This window comes from Tranquillimonas alkanivorans (genome assembly GCF_900115595.1).
GTDB classification, from domain to species: domain Bacteria; phylum Pseudomonadota; class Alphaproteobacteria; order Rhodobacterales; family Rhodobacteraceae; genus Tranquillimonas; species Tranquillimonas alkanivorans.
The window spans coordinates 1-22,647 of record NZ_FOXA01000037.1 but is presented as its reverse complement, the minus strand read 5'-3'; the positions used below and the strand labels follow the sequence as shown (position 1 = coordinate 22,647).

At 65.3% G+C, this 22,647-nt stretch carries 23 protein-coding genes; 9 read left to right on the top strand and 14 right to left on the bottom strand.

All coding sequences use genetic code 11. The annotated features are described in order from the left end of the window. Positions 1 to 460: 460 nt before the first annotated feature. The 4 genes from BM162_RS20175 to BM162_RS20160 form a co-directional block, all read right to left on the bottom strand. Entirely contained in the window at positions 461 to 1,825 is a 1,365-nt protein-coding gene (locus tag BM162_RS20175; protein ID WP_093425470.1) for a hypothetical protein, read from the bottom strand. A gap of 9 nt (positions 1,826 to 1,834) precedes the next feature. Beyond that, positions 1,835 to 4,078: a tyrosine-type recombinase/integrase gene (locus BM162_RS20170; protein ID WP_093425469.1), complete on the bottom strand. Its 2,244-nt coding sequence runs from the start codon at positions 4,076 to 4,078 to the stop codon at positions 1,835 to 1,837. Positions 4,079 to 4,082: 4 nt separating this feature from the next. Then, the gene (locus tag BM162_RS20165; RefSeq protein WP_093425467.1) at positions 4,083 to 4,349 is read right to left on the bottom strand and encodes a helix-turn-helix domain-containing protein; all 267 of its coding nucleotides are present in this window, start codon (positions 4,347 to 4,349) and stop codon (positions 4,083 to 4,085) included. A gap of 449 nt (positions 4,350 to 4,798) precedes the next feature. Further along, positions 4,799 to 5,311 carry a hypothetical protein gene (locus tag BM162_RS20160; protein ID WP_093425466.1) on the bottom strand — a complete coding sequence of 171 codons (513 nt, stop codon included), beginning with the start codon at positions 5,309 to 5,311 and terminating at the stop codon, positions 4,799 to 4,801. A gap of 1,176 nt (positions 5,312 to 6,487) precedes the next feature. On the opposite strand from BM162_RS20160, the gene BM162_RS20155 reads away from it, so the two are divergent. Next, positions 6,488 to 7,129 (top strand): hypothetical protein, encoded by a 642-nt coding sequence (locus tag BM162_RS20155; protein ID WP_093425464.1) that lies wholly within the window; start codon positions 6,488 to 6,490, stop codon positions 7,127 to 7,129. Positions 7,130 to 7,720: 591 nt separating this feature from the next. On the opposite strand, the gene BM162_RS20150 is transcribed toward BM162_RS20155, so the two are convergent. Then, on the bottom strand, positions 7,721 to 8,647 hold the full coding sequence (locus BM162_RS20150) for a DUF6635 family protein (protein WP_342741196.1): 927 nt from the start codon (positions 8,645 to 8,647) through the stop codon (positions 7,721 to 7,723). A gap of 213 nt (positions 8,648 to 8,860) precedes the next feature. Further along, positions 8,861 to 9,364: a hypothetical protein gene (locus BM162_RS20145; protein ID WP_093425461.1), complete on the bottom strand. Its 504-nt coding sequence runs from the start codon at positions 9,362 to 9,364 to the stop codon at positions 8,861 to 8,863. Positions 9,365 to 9,733: 369 nt separating this feature from the next. Here BM162_RS20145 and BM162_RS22545 point away from each other — a divergent pair, with 369 nt between their 5' ends. After that, on the top strand, positions 9,734 to 10,444 hold the full coding sequence (locus BM162_RS22545; RefSeq protein ID WP_143096243.1) for a hypothetical protein: 711 nt from the start codon (positions 9,734 to 9,736) through the stop codon (positions 10,442 to 10,444). Between the two features lie 695 nt (positions 10,445 to 11,139). Here BM162_RS22545 and BM162_RS20135 read toward each other — a convergent pair. Then, positions 11,140 to 11,331, bottom strand: coding sequence for a hypothetical protein (locus tag BM162_RS20135; RefSeq protein ID WP_093425458.1), 192 nt, complete (start codon positions 11,329 to 11,331; stop codon positions 11,140 to 11,142). A gap of 343 nt (positions 11,332 to 11,674) precedes the next feature. On the opposite strand from BM162_RS20135, the gene BM162_RS20125 reads away from it, so the two are divergent. Then, the gene (locus tag BM162_RS20125; protein ID WP_093425457.1) at positions 11,675 to 11,881 is read left to right on the top strand and encodes an antitoxin Xre/MbcA/ParS toxin-binding domain-containing protein; all 207 of its coding nucleotides are present in this window, start codon (positions 11,675 to 11,677) and stop codon (positions 11,879 to 11,881) included. 151 nt (positions 11,882 to 12,032) lie between these two features. On the opposite strand, the gene BM162_RS20120 is transcribed toward BM162_RS20125, so the two are convergent. The 7 genes from BM162_RS20120 to BM162_RS20090 all read right to left on the bottom strand — a co-directional run bounded on the left by BM162_RS20120 (position 12,033) and on the right by BM162_RS20090 (position 18,273). Beyond that, positions 12,033 to 12,659, bottom strand: coding sequence for a YcbK family protein (locus tag BM162_RS20120; RefSeq protein WP_177215292.1), 627 nt, complete (start codon positions 12,657 to 12,659; stop codon positions 12,033 to 12,035). 370 nt (positions 12,660 to 13,029) lie between these two features. After that, positions 13,030 to 13,953, bottom strand: coding sequence for a 3,5-dioxohexanoate:acetyl-CoA acetone transferase (gene kce, locus BM162_RS20115; protein WP_093425454.1), 924 nt, complete (start codon positions 13,951 to 13,953; stop codon positions 13,030 to 13,032). A gap of 6 nt (positions 13,954 to 13,959) precedes the next feature. Then, a complete protein-coding gene (locus tag BM162_RS20110; RefSeq protein WP_093425452.1) occupies positions 13,960 to 14,736 on the bottom strand; it encodes a cyclase family protein in 777 nt (258 codons plus the stop codon). An 11-nt stretch (positions 14,737 to 14,747) separates the two neighbouring features. Then, entirely contained in the window at positions 14,748 to 16,064 is a 1,317-nt protein-coding gene (locus BM162_RS20105) for a TRAP transporter large permease (RefSeq protein WP_093425451.1), read from the bottom strand. Next, positions 16,061 to 16,585 (bottom strand): TRAP transporter small permease subunit, encoded by a 525-nt coding sequence (locus BM162_RS20100; protein WP_093425449.1) that lies wholly within the window; start codon positions 16,583 to 16,585, stop codon positions 16,061 to 16,063. Before BM162_RS20100 ends, BM162_RS20105 begins: the two co-directional genes overlap by 4 nt. A 3-nt stretch (positions 16,586 to 16,588) precedes the next feature. Beyond that, the gene (locus tag BM162_RS20095) at positions 16,589 to 17,647 is read right to left on the bottom strand and encodes a C4-dicarboxylate TRAP transporter substrate-binding protein (protein WP_093425447.1); all 1,059 of its coding nucleotides are present in this window, start codon (positions 17,645 to 17,647) and stop codon (positions 16,589 to 16,591) included. Next, a complete protein-coding gene (locus BM162_RS20090) occupies positions 17,644 to 18,273 on the bottom strand; it encodes a TetR/AcrR family transcriptional regulator (RefSeq protein ID WP_177215291.1) in 630 nt (209 codons plus the stop codon). The genes BM162_RS20095 and BM162_RS20090 overlap by 4 nt, the downstream gene beginning before the upstream one ends. Before the next feature lie 626 nt (positions 18,274 to 18,899). Here BM162_RS20090 and BM162_RS20085 point away from each other — a divergent pair. From BM162_RS20085 to BM162_RS23380, 6 genes are all read left to right on the top strand, one after another. Continuing rightward, entirely contained in the window at positions 18,900 to 19,499 is a 600-nt protein-coding gene (locus tag BM162_RS20085) for an SCO family protein (RefSeq protein WP_245759359.1), read from the top strand. Beyond that, complete coding sequence (locus tag BM162_RS20080) at positions 19,496 to 19,918, top strand: disulfide bond formation protein B (RefSeq protein ID WP_093425445.1); 423 nt, start codon at positions 19,496 to 19,498, stop codon at positions 19,916 to 19,918. Before BM162_RS20085 ends, BM162_RS20080 begins: the two co-directional genes overlap by 4 nt. Next, entirely contained in the window at positions 19,915 to 20,574 is a 660-nt protein-coding gene (locus BM162_RS20075; protein WP_093425444.1) for a DsbA family protein, read from the top strand. Before BM162_RS20080 ends, BM162_RS20075 begins: the two co-directional genes overlap by 4 nt. A gap of 30 nt (positions 20,575 to 20,604) precedes the next feature. After that, positions 20,605 to 21,066 carry a copper chaperone PCu(A)C gene (locus BM162_RS20070; protein ID WP_439332842.1) on the top strand — a complete coding sequence of 154 codons (462 nt, stop codon included), beginning with the start codon at positions 20,605 to 20,607 and terminating at the stop codon, positions 21,064 to 21,066. After that, the gene (locus tag BM162_RS20065) at positions 21,066 to 21,689 is read left to right on the top strand and encodes an SCO family protein (protein ID WP_093425443.1); all 624 of its coding nucleotides are present in this window, start codon (positions 21,066 to 21,068) and stop codon (positions 21,687 to 21,689) included. The genes BM162_RS20070 and BM162_RS20065 overlap by 1 nt, the downstream gene beginning before the upstream one ends. Continuing rightward, the coding region (locus BM162_RS23380) for a M23 family peptidase (protein ID WP_245759358.1) at positions 21,686 to 22,647 on the top strand (962 nt) is incomplete at its 3' end. The genes BM162_RS20065 and BM162_RS23380, both read left to right, overlap by 4 nt.

Genomic DNA, 22,647 nt, shown 5'->3' with positions numbered 1-22,647 from the left:
GGCGGCTCAAACACGTGCGCGGCTGCCGGGGCGCACGCGGTCCGGACACGGGAAGGATCGTCCGGTTCATCTCTTTGCTGGCGCTTGTGAGCGGGGCGTCTCCCGTCCGGCCTCGCCTGGAGGGCCGGCGGGAGAGCGCGTCGATCAGCACGCGGTGCGCGTTCTTCGCCTTGCCTCACCGCGGTTGCCACCGAGTCCGAGTCCGCTTCAACGGAAGCCGGCGATGTCGCGCGGTGTCGCGGACGGGCAGGGGCCTCAGCCGCGCTCGGATCCCTGTCTCTCGCACACGTCGGCCGGCTCTGTTGAGGGGCTTCGTGCCGGTCCGGCGGCGGTTGAGGGCAGGGACGGCGACAGGCGGCGGCTGTAAAGATCGGGCGTTGGGCACCCACATCGGGTCCCCGGCCACCGTTCTTTACAGACCCTGCCCTGAAGGGCGATGGGCGGCGGTGGACGGCGGCCGTCAGTCGAGAAGCGAGGGACGCTGACGCAGTCCGCGGGAGGCGACGGCCGCCCAGGCGCGGGTGGCCGCGAGGCCTTCGGAGTGGTCGTAATGGCGCGCCGTGGTGCGCGGGTCGCGGTGCCCAAGCAGGACCGGGGCGATGCGACCGCCCTGCGGCAGCTCCTCGGTCGCTTCCGTGCCGACCGCGTCGCGGACGCGATGGATGCTGACGCGGGTCTTCAGGTGTTCCTCGGTCAGATCGCCGATGATTTCCCCCAGGCGGCCCGGGTCGAGCCGCTTGCCGCGCCGGCGCAGCGACGGCCAGAGCCCGGTGCCGTCGTCGAGGAGAGGACGGTGCACCGACAGGTAGCGGTGGACGACGTCCCAGAGCGCCGGGTTCTCGAGCGTCGCGTGGAAGCCCGCCCGCGCCATCGCCTTCTGTGTCTCCCGTCGCTTGAGCGCATAGCCGGGCAGACGGACGCGGATCAGCGGGTCCTCGAGCAGACGGAAGCTCAAAGCGCTGTCGAGATGCGACAGGGCCCGGGCCCGCTGCGGCAGAGCCGCGGCGACGATGAGGAGCAGGGCGTTTCGCGCGGCTGCGGCTGCACTTGGTGTCGGGAGCGGCGCGGCATCGGCCTCTTCGAACAGACGCAGGCCAAGCCGGAAGATCTCTGTCGCAGGAACCGTGCCGGCGGCCCGCTTCGTGGGGGGCGCGCTCTGCATCGCGCGCTCGGTCCAGTCCGACGAAACCCACTCCGCCGCCCGGAGGTCGTCGCCCGGTGTGATAAGGCGCCAGCCGATGAGCACGTCGCACAGCCCGCCGGAGATGGTGCGCAGCGCCCTGCCGTCCTTCTCCATGTCGGCAGCCCAGGTCTCGAAGCCGGTGGCGGTCGGGCGGGAGGCGCTGCCCCGCCCGGCGCAGTACCGGTGCCAGGCCTGCAGGGAATAGCCGACCCCGCGTAGAGTGGCCGCGCTCAGAAGTGCACCGCTGCCCGGCCGCACCAGGTGGCCCTCCGCCGCGCGGCTCCGCTCGAGCACGGCGAGGAGGGGCGCCTGCCAATCGTCGGGAAGACCCGAGATGGCCGTCTTTGCGCCGTCCCAAGCCGTGCGGGCCGGCCCGGCTTCGCTGCAGCGCGCCTCCCGCAGCGCTATTGCGAGCCCTGTGGCGGTCTCCCGTCCCCAGCGGGCGAGAACGAGAGGCGCCAGGCGATCGGCGAGGCGCCAGGCGGCCGCGTCGCCGCGCTCGGTGCGCAGCCAGTCCAGGAAATCTCGCCAGTCGGCGGGGGAGAGAGCTGTTCTGGCTGCGCCAGACCACTGGGCGAGGGCCCGTGCCGCGTCGGCCGGAGCTCCTTGTTTCGAGTCCGTCTCGTAGGGCCCTTCGCTCATGACTTGTCCTCAGGCGCGAGCTGCTGGTTTCGTGCGCCCTTGAGCGCCGCGCTGTCCACCCACGCGTATAGCTCCAGGATCTCGGTGGGGCGCGTGGTTCTGGGAAGCGTGCGCAGGCGGGACGGGTCGTGCGACGCCAGGACCGGCGGTAGGGTCGGGATCATTGGCTTTTTCCTTCGAGATGAATTTCTGCCAGGCGTCGATCGCCACCTGGTCGGCGATTTCCGCGTAGTAGCGCATGGTGGTCGCGATCGATCTGTGCCCCAGCAGCCGCTGCACGTGGGGCAGGGCGTCGGGATCCTCTTTCAACCAGATCCACCCGACGAGGTGCCGATACAGGTGCGGGTGAAGCTCCGCCCCGGTGCGCGCATGCACCTGCTTGCAGAGCGCGTTCAGCAGCGCCCCGTAATGGGCCCCCGGCTTTTTCGGGCTCGGGAACAGGTACGGGTTCGCCGCGTCCCCCGGCCGAAGCGCCTTGGGGCGGACGTGGTCGAGATAGGCGCGCAAGGTCGCGCTCTGCTCTTCACCCAGAGGGATCACGAGGTCGGGATCGCCGGCTTCGCGGCCCTTCACCTCCACCGCTGGCACGACGAGCGTGGCGCGGCTTTCGCGCCAGCGGACCTGGTCGAGCCTCGCGGCCAGCACGTTCTCCGACCGCGGTGCGCGGGCGAGAAGCAGATCATGAGCGATCGCCTGCATCACCTGGCAGGCCAGAGCCCGGTCGTAGAGGTCCACCGTCGCAGGGTGCTCGCCGCGTTTGTGCGCCTTGCGCCGCCGGGCCGCGATCTCGAGCTTGACGTCGCGCAGGATGTCGGTGGCCAGGCCGCGGAAGCGGGTCGTGCGGGTCGTGGAAAATTCCTCGAGCTTCGCCCTGTTGCGCGGGGCAATGCCTGAACGCTTCGGCGCGTAGCCCGACGCAAGCTCTTTAAGCTTTTCGACCGCCTTCTCGTCCTGCCTCGCATAGTCGCGCGCGACCTTTACGGTCCGGCCGAGAAACGTGCTGGGATAGGCGCTGCCGAAGCCCTCCGCATCGGGGTTGTCCCTGAGCGTGAGGAGCACCATCGCCTCGACGACATCGGGCTCCGTCGCCTCGCGCAGGCTCGGGCACACAATTCCTTCCTCGATCGCCAGCCGCCGGGCGAAGGCGGCAAGGGACTTGCGGTAGCTCGCGACGGTGCTGGCCGCCCACGTCCTATTGCGCGTCAGGAATCCCGCGGCGGCGGCCTCATCTTCGTCCATGGGGCGTTGATGTACGCCTTTTGTTCCTGACTCACCCCGAAGCCGCGACAGAACCGATTGAAGATCCCGCGGCCCGGCGGCTGCGCCGGTCTTGGCCGGGCTTGCCGCGTCGAGCCGTGCGAGGAAGGTCGCACGGGTCTCGCCGGACGCCGACCGCTCGCCGAGGAGCCAGGGCGCGACGCGGGTGTCGAATTCCTCCATAAGCGGCGCGATCTCGGCCTCGCCCGGCAGGATTGCGGGGCGCGACCAGGGCGACGGCAGCGCCGGGAAACCGAGGTCGGTGAAATCGGGGTGCACCGCGATCCGTCGCGTGAGGGCGGCGCATTTCTGCACGTGGTGCTTCACTGCGCGTTCCGTCTTCGTGCCGCTGGCCAGGCGCTGGTCGTGGTAGCGCAGCATATCCTTCTCGGTGAGGTCGGACGGCTGGAGGCCTTCCGCATGCATCCAGGCGAGAAACGCACCGGAGACCAGGTGGTAGTCCCGGAGATCGCGGCATTTGCCGATGCGGTCATAGGTGTCGCGGGCCCAGCCCGTCACATCGCGGATCCCGGGCGTGCGGGCAAGCGGGGCGGGCAGGGTGCCGAGAAGGTCGGACTTGTAGGTGGCCCAAGTGCTCGGCGCGAGATCGAAGGTCGCCGGGCGGTGACGCGAGAAGAAGTCGATCACCTCCTGCCGGTCGGCGACCTTCCTTCCCGCCGTCCAGCCCGCGTTGCGCATGAGCCAACGGATGCGCGACAGGCGCCGGTCGTGCGGGTCGGCCGCAGCAAGCTCGTCGCTGATCTGCCGCCACGTGCGTGTCTTGCGCTGGAACGGGGAGGGCAGGGGGACGCCGAGCCCCGCTTCCAGGGCCTCCATCACCCGCGCCGGGGGTACGTAAGAGGGATTGCGCAGGATCTTGGCCACGGCACCCTCGTTCAGCCCGCAGGCGCGGGCCAGTTCCGCCTTCGAAGCTCCGGTGGCGGCAAGATGGGCGCGCAGCGTGTCGCGCAGTTCGAACGAGAAGGGGATGGTCATGCTGTCACTCCTTGGATGAGGTGTCGGGGCTGGCCTTCGGATCCGCTTCCTGCATCGGATCCGGCCGCCCACCCTCGGGCTGCGGCCGGATCCGGTGCAGGAACAGGACCAGGTCCTCGTCCGAGACCGCCCAGCTCCGGCCGATTTTGATGGCGCCGAGACGCACGCGGTGGCCGTCCATTGTGGGGCAGCCGTCCATGATCCAGTCCCGGACGGTCCTGGGGCTGCGATTCAAGCGGTGGGCAACGCCCGCGGTGGTGTAGTGCTGCATGCTCGATCTCCTCGGTTTCTCTTGTGCAGCCGGGAGATGGGTCCACGCGCGAGGAGGCAGAAAATTCTTTCGCAGGAATTTCTGGCTGTGGCAGCGCCGGTGCTCCGGCGGGTGCAGCCAAGTCAAACCACCGCGCGGATCTGCGGTGCCGATGCCTCGCCCGTCCCGCCGGAGCATTCGGCAGAGCCGGAAAGCGAGCCCTTACCAGCCGTCTCGGCGCACGGCCGAACATGGCGAGGATGTCGCGGAGAGTAGGTCGTGACGCGCTGCGACACTGGTCTCCTTGCCGAGAAGCGCCCGGCGCCGGTTTGATCCGGCCGGCCGACCTCGACGATCCTCGCCGCCCGCGGGGCCGCCCTGAATGCGGTCAGCGAGGAGGCGCCGAGGAGGTCGTGGCCACCGGCGCGAGAAATCCCGTCCAACGCCGGCCGCCCCGTCAGGAGGTCGTCTCACGAATGGACGATTGGGTTGCGCCGAGGGGACCGAAGGCGCGGGCGTCCGATCCAACGCCCGGATGCGGGGCTGCACGAGGGATGCACGCCCCGCATCTCCATTTCTGGGTCGAGCGGGGGAAGACTGGCGTAGGTCTGCGCCACCCGCGCGGCGTGATGCGGCGACAGGTAGCCAAGGACGGGCGATGCGCCATCGGGGCTCAGGAAGCGCCTGCTCGAGAGTGCCAGCCGGACGCGCCTGTCGACCTGAACGCGGGTCGGGCCATGGAGTCCGGCCGGCTGCCAATCTTGGGGAGCCTCGAGGAGCAAAGCGTTCTTGCGCGGCTCGACCCCGTCGAGCCTGCTCGTCGCATAGGCGACGACGACCTCTCCGCGATGGAGGTCCAGACAAGCGACGACGCCGGGTCGGATTTTCCTTCGACGGCGGGCCTCGGAATACGGGAAATCGATAAGGATGACCGAACCGGTGGTGATGGCGGCCGCCCAGGTGGGGAGGGAAGAGATAGGCATTCGGGGTTCTCCGTTCGCGTTGTGAACGGCACCCTCGGAGGGTGGCGTTGCCGCCGTGCCGCTTCGGGTGCCACCGGCAACACCCGAAGACGGCACGGCGGCAACGCCATCACCTCGATCCTGTCCTGGCTTTCCTTGTCATCTCGGCTGCTGGCTCGGCACCGTCAGCGATTTCACCCGCTGATCCGGACCGGAACGCGATGACAGTCGCTCCCGCAGCGCGACGGGCAATCCGGCATGGCAGGGAGCATGTCGGCGCAAGAGCGTCTCGCCTCGTGTTCCGATCGAGCTGGCGCTTTTGAACAGGACTGGCGCGACGGCTGACGAAGATCGTACCGCTCGCGCATCTTCCCGGATGCGATGGCCGCCGACGCGGAAGACGAGGCTTCCCGACCAAGACGATCCGTGCCGCCGATGCGAATGCGGTTGCTTGAGGCGCCGACCACAACCGAGGCCCCTTCGTCGCCAGCACGCTCGGCCTTGTGCGCTTCTCGCTGCCACTCGCGTCGCCCGACGGCACGCCTAAGCGCACTGCGCTGGGGACGAGGCGGCCGCGGTCCATGAGCGGTCGAGAGGGACTGGAGGGAGAGCGTCAAGGAAAAGCCTCGCTGCGGCGTCATGCGGTGTTCCCCGAATATGGTCCCACTCTCCCACTGAAAAACGGGGCCGGAGGCCTTTCTTTCATTTCTGGGGTTTCTAATTATTTCAGGGCTCGATTACGGAAGTAATAACAAGAAGTTACGCTCCACTGCGTGCAGATATTTCTGCTCTAAGTGCAGATATTTCGGCCAAGTGTGCAGATATTTCTGCTCTGCGTGCAGGTTCTTCGGATTTGCGTGCAGATATTTCTGCTCGTTCTCGGGCCGGCGAGCGCAAGGCGCCTTCGCGGCCGGAAGACGCCCTCTGATCGGCTCGTCTGGCGCTGTCGGCACCTGCCGATCCGGACGGTCATGCCGACGTCGATTTGCCCACCCGCCGGTCGGGGCGCAGGCGGAGCGCGTGCCGCCGGGGAAGGGGGGCAAAATCGATTCAAACCCTCTCGTCAGCTCTCGACGGACCCACCTACGCTCTGCATCACGGCCCCACCGGCTCTGCCGCAGGTCTGCAGGAGCCGGGGTTGCTTGGAAGGAGTTTGCCAAACTGGGTTTGGCAAACCGTTTGCCGAAAGGGACAGAGATGGCGGCGAAACATTCGAAAACGGGCGGGCGCCCGCCGAGTTATACACATGAGGACCTCGTTCGGGCGGCGGCGATCCTGGAAGCGAGGAAGGAGGAGCTTGAGCCGGCGAGCCTGCGTGCTGTGCTCACCGAGGATCTCGGCATATCGAAAGGCATCGATACGCGCAGTCTGCAGGGCGCGTTCGACGCGTTCATGGCGCGACGGGAGGACGAGCGACGCCAGCGTCTGCGCGAGGCGCTGCCACAGGAGACGCGGGATGCCGTGCAGGTGACGGTTGCGCAGATCGAGCTGGCCCTGCTCGATCAGCATGGCGAGCAATACCAAGCTCTGCGTTCGCAGGCATCCGAGGAGGTGAGGAAGCTGCGCGAGGACCTGGACGCGTATCGGGATCGAGTGCGTGATCTCACTCGTGAATTGGAGAACGCCGCCGACAAGCTGGCCGCGCAGCAGGAGCAAACCGAGGTTGAGCGGTGCGCCCGCGAGGAGGCTCAGCAGGCGCTTGCAGAGGAAAAGGCGAATAACGTGGTTCTTCAGGCGAGGCTCGCTGAACGAGACGAGATCGTGCGCATGCTGCGGCCCGCGCCGGAGAGCGCGCCGGATGCGGTCGGGTCGCCGAGCCCTCTCACCACGAGCGGCTGAAATTTCTGGTGCCAATTTCTTTGCGTCCGCACGAGGAGAACGATCTCCCTCGTGCGGCCTGCCGCCGGACAGTGAAACAACTCTTGGGGACGACCACATGGATCATGCGACACTCGATGTACTGGGCGACGACCTGGTGGACTGGGCGGAGGGGGGGGAACGCGTCCCTCTGCGTTCCTCCCGTGGAATTTTGACGACGATCAACTCGAATACCTGAGGGAAGCGTGCGAGGCGATGCAGGTCGCTCAGATGCTGGCCGCGGCGCTGCATGCGTTGACCGAGGAGCATATGGTCATGGACGTCGTTCGGCTCATGGAGCGTGCGTAGCCTTGATCTGGCTCGGCGGCCAAGGCGTAGCGGGAAGAAAGGGCGGAGGCGCGAACGGGCCCTTGGCGGCGCCATACCGAAAGGTTCTCGTGGGTCGGGAGAAGAGCCGTCAACGGTTCTGGATTGGCTGCCGGACGAGAGGTGGGTGTTCCCCGCTCTGGGCACAATCAGTCGGTGCGGTGCGATGCCGCTCCACGGGACTTCCACCCCAGCGGGGCGGGAGCTGTCGCTCTCGCTCAGGCCAGCTACCGCAGACGGCCGCTTTCAGCGCAAGCTGCGGAGCACGGCGACGCCGGCGTCGATGACGTCGGCGAACCTCGCGTAGTAGTGCTCGCGTGCCGAGAAAGGACGGCATGCGGTGCCGGCGAGATCGCTCTCGACGGCGTCGATGAGTCGGAGGAGCCGGCGGCGGTGTATGCCAAGGCGCGCCTGCACCGGGTCGGCAACCAGCCCGGCGAAGGTCGCGATGCAGGCGCCCGCTATGATCAAAGCCGCGGCTGTCGTCAGCACCTGCGGCGTCGAGGCATGTGCCGGGAAGAGCGCGTACCACGCCGATCCCGCAGTCGGTCCGAGTGGGAAGGAGCCGATCGCTGCCTCCATGACGACCTTCTCTGCGAGCGTCGGCGCCATCGACACCATTCCCGGCGTCAGGCTGTGGAAGAGAACCGCGCCGAGCATGAGCGCCACGGCGGCCGTCGTGATCTCGGCGACGGCCGAGCGCACGCCCGAATAGGCCGAGATGGATGCGGCGGCTCGGTCCGCGCGAGCCTCGGCCTCCTCGGCGCCGTCCGACGTCCTGAGGAGCGAGCGGAGCGCAGGCGCCTCGAGAAGGCGACGCTGCGTCGGTTGCGATGCCTGCCCCGGCGGCCTGAGCGCGAAAAGCCTGTCGAGGAGGCGAGCCTCCAGCTCCTGCGAAACGGCCGTGCGCAGGAGGATGTCGCGCGCCGCCAGCCAGCCGGAGAGGCGTCGAAGGCCGATGCCTCGGCACAGGAGGGCGAGCAACTTGAGGGAGAGGTGGAGCGGCGCCAGCGCCACGTTCGCCGGCGCACGCAGGAGATCCCCGCCGATTGCCCGGCGATGCAGGCGCAGCGTTCCGCCAAAGGAGAAGGTTTCCGCCACGAACGCGTCGACTCTGTCTCGTGCGCTGGCGAGGCCGTCATCGGCGTTTAAGGCTGCAGAGGGCTGTTCGATCGGCGTGTTTCCGGCGCGAGCACTGTCGTCACGTTCGCGATGGAGCCAACATTACTCGACGAGAGAGAGTTGCGCCATATCGAGGCGAGCCGCGACGGAAAGCGTTGCGGCGAACACAGCGGATAAGTGGCGGTTCACGCCGTGAGAGCGTAACAGCGATGGTGGGATCGGCCATGAACGGGGCTGCGATCCCGTGGCCGATCCCGGCATACGTCAATTGTCTTCCAAGTCCTGACGAGGGCAAGGGATGTCCTGATCGGGGAAGGCTCGGCGTGCAAGGTCAAGACCTGCTTCCCAATCCTCCGGATAGCCGTCGAACTCGACATGGAAGCGGTCCGGATAGCGGAAAGCGAGCCACGCCAAAACTGCGACCACCAACTTGTCGTAGTGTTTTCGCTGCGTCTTCACCCAAGTCGAGCCGTGCCACCTGGGGCCGAAACGGTCGTCATAGGGAGTTCCGTTCTTGTGGATAATCAAAGGCTGCATGGCGTCACCGTTCGCTCCGTTGATATAGATCACTGCCCCATGCTTCTCCTCGCGAAGCCAGTCGCGATCCATCCATTCCCGGACGGTCAGTTCGGACTCGCGATCGCTGACCGAAAGGGCGACGCCGTCCGCGCAAGCCTCTGAGACGAGCTTACTGAACCCGGTGACAACGTGATCCCATTCGGCGTCGGTGAGTGGTTCCGCGTGATGGAAGTAGTGTAAATAGCCCATGTGGACTCCTTTGCAGTTGGTTTAGTTGGCGATGCGGATGATTGCCGCAGCGCTCGACGCGAAGTCCGCCCGCGACATACGAACCGGCCCGAGCCGGCGTTCGCCTCCGCACCTGACGTCACTGGTCTGGCAGAAGGACGGGTGGTTCAGTCGCCGTGGTCGTGGCATTGTCATCGGGCTCTCCGAGCGTTCGCAGGAGGGAAGTGAAACCGTTCGGAATTTTCGGAAGAACTTTTCCCAGGTTTGATACCCGGCTGGGGTAGTGCACGGTTTCCTCTCCGCCTCAAAGCCGCGGGGCGAAGATGAATCCGCTTACCGATTTGCCAAAGGGCCGGCCCTGCCGGCCTTTCTACCCTTTCTGGGGATTTCGTGAGTGCGGTCGGCGTCGATGGCGCGACGATGATCCGAACGCAGCGCCTGCGCGCCGAGAACTGCGGGCAGCGGCGCACACGCGTGACGCTGGACGTCGCCAGCGCGCCCGCGGGGGCTTCTGACCCCCCGCGCGCCCCGTCGACAGCCAAGGCTCAGCCGGCATCACTGCATGACGCAACGTCGTCGCTTCTGGAAATCCGGGAAGGCCGATCTTTTTCTCAGCAACGCAATGAGAGGGCGCACGCAATGGAACCGAGCTACTGTTACTGGAATGGAAGCGGGCGATATCAGGTAGCCGTTGATCGGCTTTCCGCTCTTATTCCGCGATACGGGGACGTGAAGGAAAAGGGCGCAAAGCTGGAGAGATTCCGGCGCGCGGTCAACGTGTACTACGACCTCAACAACAACGGTCTGTGCAACCGCTTCGGCGAGGTGAGGACCGTCTTCAAGATCACGCCGCGACATTTCGGCGTGACGCCGCACGGCGACGTCTTCGACCCGAAATTCCTCGACGCGATCGAAGAGGCCATGGATGCCTTCGCACTCGACGCGGCGAGGGAGCAGGGGATCGAAAGCACGGAGACGGTCGTGGCCTCAAATGTTGTGCTGTTCCCAGTCCCGGTCGCGCCCGCGGATGACACGAGTTCTGAAAGGGAGGAAGGTCGGGCCTGCGCTTCGGGTGCGCCCGCGTCCTTGCCCGGGCATTAAAAGCTCTTGGCCTGGTCTGGGACGAGGCTGGTGAGATGGCGACCGGTGCGCCGCTTGCCGACCTTTCCACCGTGATCCGAGTCAGAAAACCGGCTTATACGGGATGAGGCAGATGGCCGTCTTTCGGCTGCCGCACGTCGGAGCCGGACGTGAGGCGCTCAGGGTAAAAGGGATCGAGCCTTACCGCCTTCGGATCGACCGTTGCCTCAGGACCCCGACGCGGTTCGGGCATTGCAATGTGCAACCTCGGGCGCCGGTGCCGCGGTGCTTCCAGAAACGCGCTCGCCATATGCGGCGCTCTCCTAAAGCGCTCGAGAAAAGCGCTCGCAGCCTGCCGCGCTCTCAGCGCCACGGCTTCCCATCCAGCGGTCGCGGCCAGGTAAGCCATGGGAACCTCGAGCGCCACCACGTCGCCGCGGCATCCGCGATGCAATGGCGGCCAAGTCAATCTCGCCATGGCCTGGCGGCAACCGCTCGGCGCGATCTGCGTGCAGGAGCTCCTCCGTCGTGTACGCCGGCAGTACGGGGGCGTCGCAGAGGTGGAGGAATGGCAGGCGTTCAGCAGGGAGATTCTCGATTCGTGACAGGTTACTCCCGGAGCGCTCAAAGTGCAGCGTATCGACATGAATGCCGGCCGACGAACCTGAATCCTCGATGACATGACTCGCGGCCGTGATCAGGTCGGGGACTTCGGTTCACGGGAAGAATTCCAGCACCGTGCCCAGATCGTGCTCCGCCGCCAGATCGGCTATCGCCGCAAGCTTGCCTGCCAGCCGCGCGAGGTCGGGATCGTAAGGCGCGGTAATCACCTGTTTTGCCTCAAACGCAAAGCCCGCCTCCATGAACGGGCGCAGGCTGTCCACCTGGAGTTCGGGCGTGACCTTCACGAACTCGATGTCGTGGACGAGTATGCCCTCGTCCGAGGCCGCCGCGCGGGGTCTCGCGCAGTTGGGCCGGGTCGTCCATGAGCGGGTAACCCGGCGTCTTGTCGGTGACAGCAATCAGCCAAAGCCCCACCATGTCATAGCCGGTGCGTGCGGCGACGCGGATCATCTCGGGCGGGCTGAGGCCGAGGACCGTGAGGCGCGCGAGGGAGAGCGGAGGGGCATGCAGCGGTTCCGCCACCCGCGTCGGCTGCGTGCCGTCCGGCTATGAAGCCGAACGTCATTGCCGGACCCAGATTGATGCCGCCCGCCGGGTAATGCCCGCCCACCGCCGTATGACAGGCAGATGGCGATCGCGGAGATCGACCGGTCTCTGAAGTGTTTGTTCGCCGAAGCTGAAGGTGGCGTCGCATGGCTTCGCCGACCGCGCCGGCGGTTCGAGAACCGTTCGGCTCTGGAGGCGATGCTCGACGCGGGAGAGGGGCTGAGCCGCGTTCAGGCAACGCTGAGCGCGCTTGCCGCGAGCTCAGGAGATGGAGATACAATCACGTAGTTTTGCTTATTGGCCTCGCAGTGTGGCCGGGGTGGGTTCACATCCGAAGTGCAACTTCTGTACAAAACCCGAGCGTTACACGGAGGGTTATGATGGCCTCCTGCTACGCTCACCGGCCTGCCCCCGCGCGTGCCGCCGGACGGCGCTCGGCTCATCCCCGCCAGGTTCGGATCGGCCCGGTGTCGATGTGCGTGAATTCCGAGCCGTAGTACCGTCCCACGCCCCCGACCTGCAGCCATTCTGCCATGTCCGAGACCTGGTCCGTCGGGATCCCGTCAAACTGAATGTCGGCTGCCCTTCGCCTCATGTGATAGCTGTTCGAGGAAGCACCGCTTCCGCGGCTCTGCAAGAGACGAGTGGTCCTGGAAGTGCGGAAGCCCGAGAGCAAGGTGATCTGACCGGAGTGCCCCTGGCGCCGCGCCGCATCCGAGAGCGCGGCCAGGCTCCAGTAGAGCCTCTCGTCGATGTCCGGCGTCTCCCCATCGCGCCAGTCCCGGAACAGCCAGTCCAGCCGACGTAGGGCGCGCCGGTCCGTGCGGCCGCGGTCCATGAACCGCAGCGCCACCCGCTCACCCGTGTGCGCGTTGGTGATGTCGAGATAGCTGTCGCCCCGCGGGAACACGATGTCCAGCCGGGTGCCCGGGCGCCGTGGCGAAGGCAGTTCCTCGTAGCCACGGCCGGCACAACCGGACAAAAGCGGTACGGAAGCGGTCGCGCCCAGAGCGCAGAGAAACCCACGCCGATGGAAGCGGCCCGCGGACGGCTTTGCTGTGTTCATTGGTTGCCTCATCACTGCTCGGCCCCGTTTCCCGGGATCTCGACAGAGGTGCCATCGAATGCCCTCAGTCGGAGAAGCATGCGCGAGCCTGCCGTCGCGGACAAGCGCGACGGCGCTTCATCGCCAACCCGACAAATCAGCGTGCCTGCTGGATCACATGGCTCATCGAGCGCTTTGCCGGAACGCGCCGCCCCTCAAGCCGCCAGACGATGACGGCGATGCCATAACGGCGAGCTTGGCACCTTCCAAGTCACAACCGACATGTTCGTCTTCGACTACGGGTAGTCGATAGGAGCCGCTCCGCGCCGCGCGGTGTTCAGGGAAGCGAGGTTCGGCAGATGCCGGCCGGACCTCGCGCAAGTCGCGACGCTTAGAAGGCGACGCGGTCCGCGCCCTTCAGTCCCAGCATGGCCCGAGCCTCGTCGGGACTGGCGATCTCGTTGCCCTGCTCCTCGAGGATGCGCTTCACTTTCGTGACCTGCTGCGCATTCGACTCCGCGAGGACCCCTTTCGAGATGAAGAGGGAATCCTCAAGGCCTACGCGGACGTGACCGCCGAGCTGGGCCCCGACTGCCGCGAGCTTCATCTGGGCGTTCCCGGCGCCGAGCACGGACCATTGATAGTCGTCTCCGAAGAGACGGTCGGCGGTCCGCTTCATGAAAACCAGGTTGTCGATCTCCGGCGCGATGCCGCCCAGGATTCCCATCACGAACTGCAGGAAGACCGGCGCCTTGAAGATGCCGCGGTCGACGCAGAATTTCAGGTTATAGAGGTGCCCCACGTCATAGCATTCGTGCTCGTACTTCACGTCGTGCGGGCCCATGATACGGGCAACCTCCGCGATGTCGGAGAAGGTGTTGCGGAAGATGTTTCCCTCCGAGCCGCGAATGTAGGCCTCCTCCCAGTCGAAGCGGTACTCCTTGATACGGTCGGCCAAGGGGTGAATCGAGAAGTTCACCGAGCCCATGTTGAGCGAGCACATCTCGGGCGAGGCCCGAAGGGCAGGAGCGACCCGCTCCTCAATGCCTGCGGTCAGGCTGCCACCGGTCGAGATATTGATGATCGCATCGATTTCGCGCCGGATCTGAGGCAGGAACTCCATGAAGTGATCGGGATCGATCGAAGGCTTGCCGTTCTCCGGGTCGCGCGCGTGAAGGTGCAGGATGCTGGCGCCGGCCTCCGCGGCGGCGATGGCCTGCTCCGTGATCTGCTCGAAGGTGTACGGCAGATTCTTCGACATGGTCGGGGTGTGGATGGCGCCCGTGATGGCGCAGGTGATGATGGTTTTTGCCATGTTTTGTTACTCCTCGATTATTGCCACAGCGCGTACGAAGCCTGCGGAGGCGGCCTTGATCTTGAAAGGGAAGCAGGAGACGGTGAAGCCGGCCGACGGCAACTTGTTGAGATTGGCGAGCTTCTCGATATGGCAGTAGCCGATGTCCATGCTTGCCCGATGCCCTTCCCAGATGATGGAGGGGTCCTTCTCCTCGGCGTAGCGGGCGGCCGTCATGCCGAAGGGCGCATCCCAGCTCCAGGCATCCGTCCCGGTCACCCGGACACCCTGCTCGAGCAGGTGCAGCGTGGCATCTCGGCCCATGCCGCACCCGCGCTGAAGGTAGTCCGCCTCGCCGTACCGGGCGCCGGCCGATGTGTTGACGAGCACGATATCCCGGGGCTTGAGCACGTGACCGATCCGGTCCAGCTCGGCGTCGATCTCAGCGGGGGTGACGATGTGCCCGTCGGGCTTGTCGCGGAAGTCGAGCTTGACGCCGGGGGCGTAGCACCATTCGAGCGGGACCTCGTCGATGGTGATGGCCCTCTGGCCACCGCTCATCGTCGAGTGATGGTGATAGGGCGCGTCGAGGTGTGTTCCGTTGTGGGTGTAGATGGTGAGCTTTTCCAGGGCCCAGCCCTCACCGCCCGGAAGATCGTCGGGCGTGAGGCCGGGGAAGAAGGAAGACATCTGCTCGGCGGTGTCCTTGTGATCGAAGTACTCGATCTTGGGGAGCATGGCATCCGGGTCCGACTGGATGGCGGTTTCCAGGGCGACCGAGAGGTCTACGAGACGGGTTGGCATTGAAAAACCTCCTAACGGCCGAGCAGGCCAAGCGAGATGCCCGGAACGAGTATGACAAGGGCGAGTGCTGCCAGCATCAGCAGCGCGAACGGGGCGGCGCCGAGAAAGATGTCCCAGAGCGTCAGGTCGGAGTCCTCCTCTGCGAGGGCGGACTTGATGACGTAGACCGAGATCCCAAAGGGTGGTGTGAGTAGCCCGATCTCCACGGCTATCACGGTCACGATTCCGAACCAGACGAGATCAATTCCCATCGGCTGTATGATCGGCAACATCAGCGGCACGAGGATCAGCATGATCGACGAGGAGTCGAGGATCATCCCGAGCACGATGGTGATGGCCACGTAGAGAAGGATGAGGCCCAGGCGGCCGAGGTCCGCCTCGGCGGCAAGGGCGCCGAATTCCGCGGGCACACCGGAGAAGGCCAGCATGCGCGAGTACATCTGCGCCGCGATGATCAGGAAGCAGACGGCCGCAGTGACGAGACCGGTCTCGACGAGGACGCGCCAGAGTGCGCCCAGCGACAGAGTGCGCTTGATCGAGCCGATGACCAAGGCCCCGATGGCCCCGATGGCGCCGGCCTCGACCGGCGTAAAAAAGCCGAGGTAGATACCTCCGAGCACAACACCGATCAGGCCGAGGATGGGAAGGGACTTGCCCAGAAGATCTCGGCGAGAGAGGGGCTCGACCTCCGCCTCCTCCAGATCACCGACGAAGCGTGGCGTGAATACGGCCATGCCGACAACGCCGAGAGCGAAGAGGACAGCGAGCAGGAGCCCCGGGCCCACGCCGGCCAGGAACAGGTCACCGATACTTTGCTCGGCCAGGAGGCCGTAGAGAATAAGCAGGAGGCTGGGCGGGATTAGCATTCCAAGTACGGAGCTTCCGGCGACCACGCCGACGGCAAAGCGCCCGGTGTACCCGTGACGGCGCATCTGGGGCACCGCGATCTTGGTGAAGATTGCTGCGGAAGCGATCGAAATACCGGTGATCGCGGCGAATATCGCGTTCGCGCCGACAGTGCCCACGCCGAGACCGCCTCGGACCCGTCGAAAGAGGGCATTGGCGACATCGAAGGCATCCCGACCGAGACCGGACTCCGATACGAGGAAGCCCATCAGGACGAAGAGGGGGATGACCCCGAAGAAGTAACTGGCGATGGCGTCGTTCGCCGCGAGTCCGAGCATGCTGGCGGCGAGGATCGGGGTTCCCTTGATCGCCCACATTCCGAGGAACGAGCAAAGGATGAGGGCGACCGGAACGTAGAGGCCCAGGATGACGAGCGCCCCCATGCCGCCCAGGGCGATGAGTCCGATGTCGAAGGGGGTCATTTCGCCTCCTCGAGGTGGCGTCGCAGGATGCGCGCGAGCAATTGAAGTACGAGAAGCGTGCCGCCGATGAGGATCATGATCTTCACGGGCCAGGTCGGTGCCGTGAAGTCGCCGATGGCGCCGACGAATTCCGACCGCTGCCACGCACGCAGGAAGATCGGCCAGGTCGCATAGACGATGGCGCCGACCACGATGGCCCCGAGGAGATCGAAAAGGCTCTCGAGGGCCGCGGCTACCCGCGGGGCACGGTGAGCGATGCCAGAGAGGACCGCCTCGGATCTTGTCAGGCGGCCAGATCGGAATGCCTGCGGCACCTGAAGGAAGACGATAGCGACGATCGACAGGGATACGAGTTCCGGAACGCCGGAAATCGGCGCACCGAGGAGGTTTCTTCCGGCGACGTCCAGCCCGATCAGAAAGGTCAGGCAGAAGATCATGACCGAGCCGCAGACGTTGGCGCCAAGGGTCAGCTTGTCGAGCCAGCGCAGAAGCGCTGGCCCATGTGTTTCAGGCCGGGGCAAGGATTACTCCTCGTCCCAGTTCCGCAGGGGCTCGGCGCCCGCGTCCCGCATGGCGTCCATGTAGGCATCGAGCATTTCGCTGCCGGGCTTGCCGAGGGCATCCAGGTCCTTGGCCCAGGTCTGGGCGACGTTGTCCATGCCTTCGGCCCAGGAAGTGCGCATTTCCTGCGAAGCATCCTTGATGGTGGCACCCTGGTCGGCCATCGTTGTCATGGCGGTGTCAACCGCGCTCTCGAGTGCGTCGATATACCATTCCGATGCCGCGTCGGCGCCGGCCTCGAGCGCGTCCTTGACCTCCTGGGGAAGGCCCTCCCACCAGTCATCGTTCACACAGATCGCGCCGGCGAACTGAGCACCAAGTCCGGCGCGGGTCACGTGCGGCGCGACCTCGTGAAGCTTGCTCGGCAGCGCCGCGGAGGCGAAGACGAGAACACCGTCAAAGACGCCGGCCTTGATCTCGTTGTAGTAGGTGGTCAGGTTGCCCGACACGCCCACGGCACCAGTGCCCGACAGCCAGTTGATCGCGGCCCCGGGCGCGCCGATCTTGCGGCCTTCCAGGTCATCGAGAGAGTCGACGGGAAAGTTCGTCATCAGCAGGTAGTCGTCGAGCGCGAGCGGGGCGCCGAGATAGACAACGCCGTTGTCGGTATAGGCCTGCCGCATCCGGGGATCGGATTCGTGTAGGTCATCCATGACGGTGCTGACAATGCGTGGATTGTCGCTGACGAAGGGCGTGTAATAGGTCACGTTCTGGACGGCGAGCTTTGCGGGATCGAACAGGGACTGACAAATCCCAATTTCTGCCAGTCCGGCCTCGACGGCCTCGAGCTCTTCTCCGACGCCGGCAATCGCGCCGCCATAGAGCCCGGTGAAGTTCATGCTGTGCCCGGTTCCCGCCAGCTCTTCCTGGACGGCAGGGACGAACGCCTCGTCAAGCATCTTCACCCAGCGGAACACCGGAGGATGCCCGGCGACCATGGTCGCCATAAAACTTTCTGCAGCAGCCACTGTCGGCAGGGCCGTCGTGGCCGCAAGTGCCAGGATCGCAGTAAGGGTCTTCATGTACTTCCTCCCTTGGGGTGTGATTTCTCCGAGACGTGTACATTTCCGTCTCTGAAGCTGCGTATACCGCCGCTTGCGAATGCGACGATGGCGGCGATGGTCTCGTCCTGGTTCATCAGGTGATTTTCGGAGAGACCCATCAGGCGCTCGGGGCGTCCGTCCCGAGCGATCACTGAAATCAGTGCACCGAGCGTGAGGACGTAGCCGAGCCCGGCGCCTTTCCTGCCCAATCCTTCGACGGCGGCTTCGATGGCCTCGACGAAGCGCAGGGCGATCGGATCGTATTTCTCGCGAACCAGCGCCCGGTCCCGTTCGCGGCCGACGACGAGGCCGGCAAAGATGCGGGCATAGGCGCGCCCGCCCCCGGCCGGACCGAAAGGAGGCCGCACAAGGGCATCAATCACGCCCTCGAGGGCGTCCGGTGCTTCGAGGTCGATCTTGTCGAGAAGCGCCTGTCGCTCTGCATTGATCTGGTCCGAGCGGCGTCGGATGACCTCGGAGTAGAGGTTATCCTTGGTTCCGAGGTGGTAGTGCAGAAGTGCCTGTGAGACGCCCGCCCGGGCGGCAATGCTCTTCATGCCGGCGCCATCGAACCCGCGCTGGGAGAATTCCTCTTCGGCAGCCACCAGGATGGCGTCGAGGTTTGAGCCGTGATCTGTCGCGTCATCGTTCATACAGACATTATGGTCCGGACTGACTGACCGATCAATCAGGAATCTTGGAAGGCTACCCGAAAGGGTTGGCCGAGCTGCTCTTCCAAGCCGCTCGGGATCATCCCGGCCCTCGGGAGTGCTGGGGGAGCAGCCGGGCGTCTTGCCATTGCACACGCGTAATCCTGCCCGTCCATCGCGGACCGGCCAGCTTGGTACGGGCGTTATGTGAAGGCGCCTTCGCTCACCTCAAGAGCAGGTCATGGCTACGGACGCCCAGAACCGTGGGGGAAATCTTGGCCCGTAGTGAGTTCAAAGTGCACAATGCAGTGACGATCTCCTTTGAACGTGCGGCAATGACATCTGCGATCCGCACGCGCACGTTCCTGGCGGGAGCTTCACTGGCACCGATTGACTGCTCGCCTGCTCGCCTGCTGGCCGAGCAGCCGGCTGGCCTCCCATGTGAAGAGACAGGACCCTCCTTAGTTCACAGGGCCGTGACCAGCTCCGTAATTGAGGAAAATGTGTTGAACCTAAAGTAGGTGGAGGTTGTAGACGCACATACGAGCAGGAGCACCAAGCGGCGAGCGACAAGAGCGACAATGACATCCTCCGTGAAGATTCTATGGATGCTCGCGGCGGCCGCGACGCTTGTGCTTGGGTGGACGCTACTTCGGTCGGGATACTTCTCCGAGACTCATGATTCCCAAGAATCGCCCTTTTATGCCGACTTTGAACTGACCGCACACACGGGGATGGTTATGACGGAGGAGGATTTCGCTGGCCAATGGAAGCTGATCTTCTTCGGCTTCGCGAACTGCCCGGACGTCTGCCCGACGACGCTCTCAGAAGTCGCCGCCGTTATGGAAGGTCTCGACTCGGACAAGGAGAAGGTCCAGCCGATCTTCATCACGATTGATCCGGAGCGCGACACGCCGGAGGTTCTCATGGACTTCGTTCCGCGCTTCGACGCCGGGATCATCGGCTTGACCGGAACGCCCGAGCAGACCGCCCGGACGGCGGAAAGCTTCTACATCTACTACGAGAAGGTCGAGGAGGCTGCCGCGCCCGACGGCTACACGATGGGGCATTCGTCGCAGCTCTTTCTGTTCGGGCCCGACGGCGGATACGTCACATCCTGGCAGTATGGTACGCCCGCAGAGGAAATCCTTGCTGATCTGCGGGAACGGATCTCCTCATGAGGCTGAAGCTTTCCGGTGAGGCGGCGCTTTCGGCCGCGTGGGTCGTTGCGCTTATGGCGTCGCTCGGCGTTCTATTCATTGGCGAAGTTTTGGGCCAGGCGCCTTGCGTGCTCTGCTGGTTCCAGCGCGCTTTCATGTTCCCGCTGGTTGTCGTGCTGGGTCTCGGCCTCTGGTGCCAGGACGGCCGGGTCGGCCGCTACGGCGTGGCCCTCGCTCTGGCTGGGGGCGGTGTCGCGATCTGGCACTTGGGTCTCTACACCGGGTTGCTCCCTGAGCGCGTTCAGCCCTGTACGGCAGCCGGTCCGTCCTGCACCGATGAAGCCCAGATCGTCCTCGGCGTGCCGATCCCGCTGCTCTCGCTCATCGCCTTCGGCCTCATCGCCATCCTCTCAGTCGCCTCGTTGGAGTCGAAAGAATGACCCGCCGCTTCCTGATCCTCTCGTTTTTCGCATTCGCACTCGCCAGCTTCGCCGTCGCGGCTTTCTATGTGACGCGTCCCACACCGGTCACCGAAGCTTCGGCAGTAAGTCGGGAAGTGGCCGGCGCTCTGACGCGCGCCTATTCTCCGGTTCTCGGACCAGAGGATGCCCCCGTCACGATCGTCGAGTTTCTCGACCCCGCCTGCGAGGCCTGCCGCGCCTTCTACCCAGTGGTGAAGGACATCATGGCGGAACATGGCGATGCCGTTCGCGTGGTCATACGGTACACCCCATTTCACGGAGAGGTATCCGAAGAAGCCATTCGTGTTCTGGAGGCGGCGCGGATGCAGGACGTCTTTGAACCGGTCCTCGAAGCGCTTCTGCGGGAGCAACCCCGCTGGGCGGCACACGGAGCCGCGGAGGCGGACCTGATCCTGAGCATCGCCACGGACGCGGGGCTCGATGTCGAGGCCGCGCGGGCGCAAATGCGAGCACCAGACGTCGTGGGCGTCCTCAACCAGGACAGGTCGGATGTCGAAGCCGTCGGCGTACGCCAGACGCCGACATTTTTCGTCAACGGCAGACCCCTCGATCCCTTCGGTGAAGCCGAACTCCGCGAACTGGTCGCCGCGGAAGTCGCCGAATCCTCAACCTGATGGAAATCGCAGTAACGGGAGTGACGCCGCATGAAACAGATGCTTTTTTCAGTCGTCGCAGGGCTGGCTCTTTCGCTTGGAACGTCCGCTGCGCATGCCGGATCCGATGCTGTCGTCGTCGAGGATGCCTGGGCGCGGGCTTCCATCGGAACCAGTCGTCCGGGCGCGGCCTACATGGAAATCCGCAACAGGGGGGAGGAAGCAGTCACCCTGACGGGGCTCGCGACCGATCTTGCGGAAATGCCGGAAATCCACAGAACCTCGACGGATGATCAAGGGGTGAGCTCGATGGCTCCGGCCGGCGACATAGCGATTGCGCCGGAGGCGACGGTTACGCTCGAACCGGGCGGGCTTCACGTCATGCTGATGCGACTGCAACGCCCGATGATGGAGGGCGAGAGCTTCTCGCTGACGCTTGTGTTCTCGGATGGAGGCGAGATGAAAGTCGAGGTCCCGATCCGCAGTATCTCGGCGCGTGGTCCGGAAGACTGATGCGCCGACGGAAGTTTCTCGGGTACGCCGGGGCAGTGACAGCCGCGGGCGGGCTTACGCTCTTGGCAGGGTGGTGGCGGGTCGACGGACCGGGCGCCCCGACACCCCCCGGGACGCGGCCGCTTCCGCTCACGAAGATGGAATTCAAGCTCACCGATCATGAAGGACAGACGGTTGGCCCCGAGACGCTGATTGGCAAACCGACCTTGGCCTTCTTCGGCTTCACCTTCTGTCCCGACGTCTGCCCGACGACGCTGTCGGACATCTCCGGCTGGCTCGATGCGCTGGGTGAGGACGCCGAGCGGCTGAACGTCGTGTTCATCACGGTCGATCCCGAACGCGACACGGTGGAGATCATGGAAGACTACGTGGCGTATTTTCACCCCGCAATCCGCGGCTGGACGGGGTCGGCTGACCAGATAGCGCGTGCGGCCGAAGGCTTCCGCGCCACCTACGAAAGAGTTCCGACTGACAACGGCTACACGATGAACCACACGGCGAGTGTCTTTCTGTTCGACGCCGCGGGCGACTTCGTCAGCACCATCGATTACCACGAGCCGAGGGAATTCGCGGTCCCCAAGATCCGCCGCGCAATGAAAGAAGAAACGACGGAGGCGACATGAGGCTGAGATATTTGACGGCAGGGCTGGCGATGGCGGGCGGACTTTCGGCGGCCGCCGCAGCGCTGTCGGGAGTGCTGTCGAAGGACCCGGTGCCGACGGCTCTCGCCACGGCCAGTGCCTGGATTCCGGAGCCGGTTGCGTCGCCGCCGGCGGAGGCAAGGCCGGTCTCCTTCAGCGGGATTGTCGCCCGTGCGGATCCTGCACCGGTCGTCAAAGCTTCCATTCTTCCCGCGGTGGTCCTGCCCGATGCGCCCCTGCCTGACGTCGCCCCCCCGCGTCTCGTCTGGTCGCGTGCTGTCGGGCCTGGAGAAACGCTCGATGCCCTTCTGGCGGAGGCCGGCCTTGTCGCGCGGGACCGGGTGGAGGTTTCTCTGGCTCTTGGTGCGGAATACGATCTGCGACGGTTGCGCCCGGGTCACGTGCTCACCGTCAAACTGGAGTCCGACGGCAGCCCGCGGCGCGTGGCTCTCGATGTGGACGCAGGTGTGCGGATCGAGACGATCTTCGGAGCGAAACCCTCCACCCGCGTGTTCGCTCCGGACCCCGAGATCACGACCTTGGCCGGAGAGACACAGATCGAGAGTTCGATCTTCGCCGCACTCGATGAGGCGGGAATGCCCGCACGGTTTGCGGTTGATCTGGCGCAGATGTTGGGTGGAACGGTGGACTTCCGGCGCGAGGTGACTGGCGGTGAGACCCTGCGTCTTCTCTGGCGTGAAGCGCGTGTAGAGGGGAAGCCTGTCGGTCAGCCCGAGATCGCCTTCGCCGCGCTCGATCTTGGAGACGGACTATACGAGGTGGTTTGGCCTGAAGACGGTGACGGCCGCGCAACCGTTTTTCTCGACGGGGAAGTGCTCCGGGTCTTCGCCCAGCCGGTCGAGGGTGCGCGGCTGAGTTCGGTATTCGGCCGCCGCAAGCATCCGGTCTACGGCAACGTGCGGATGCATACCGGCGTTGA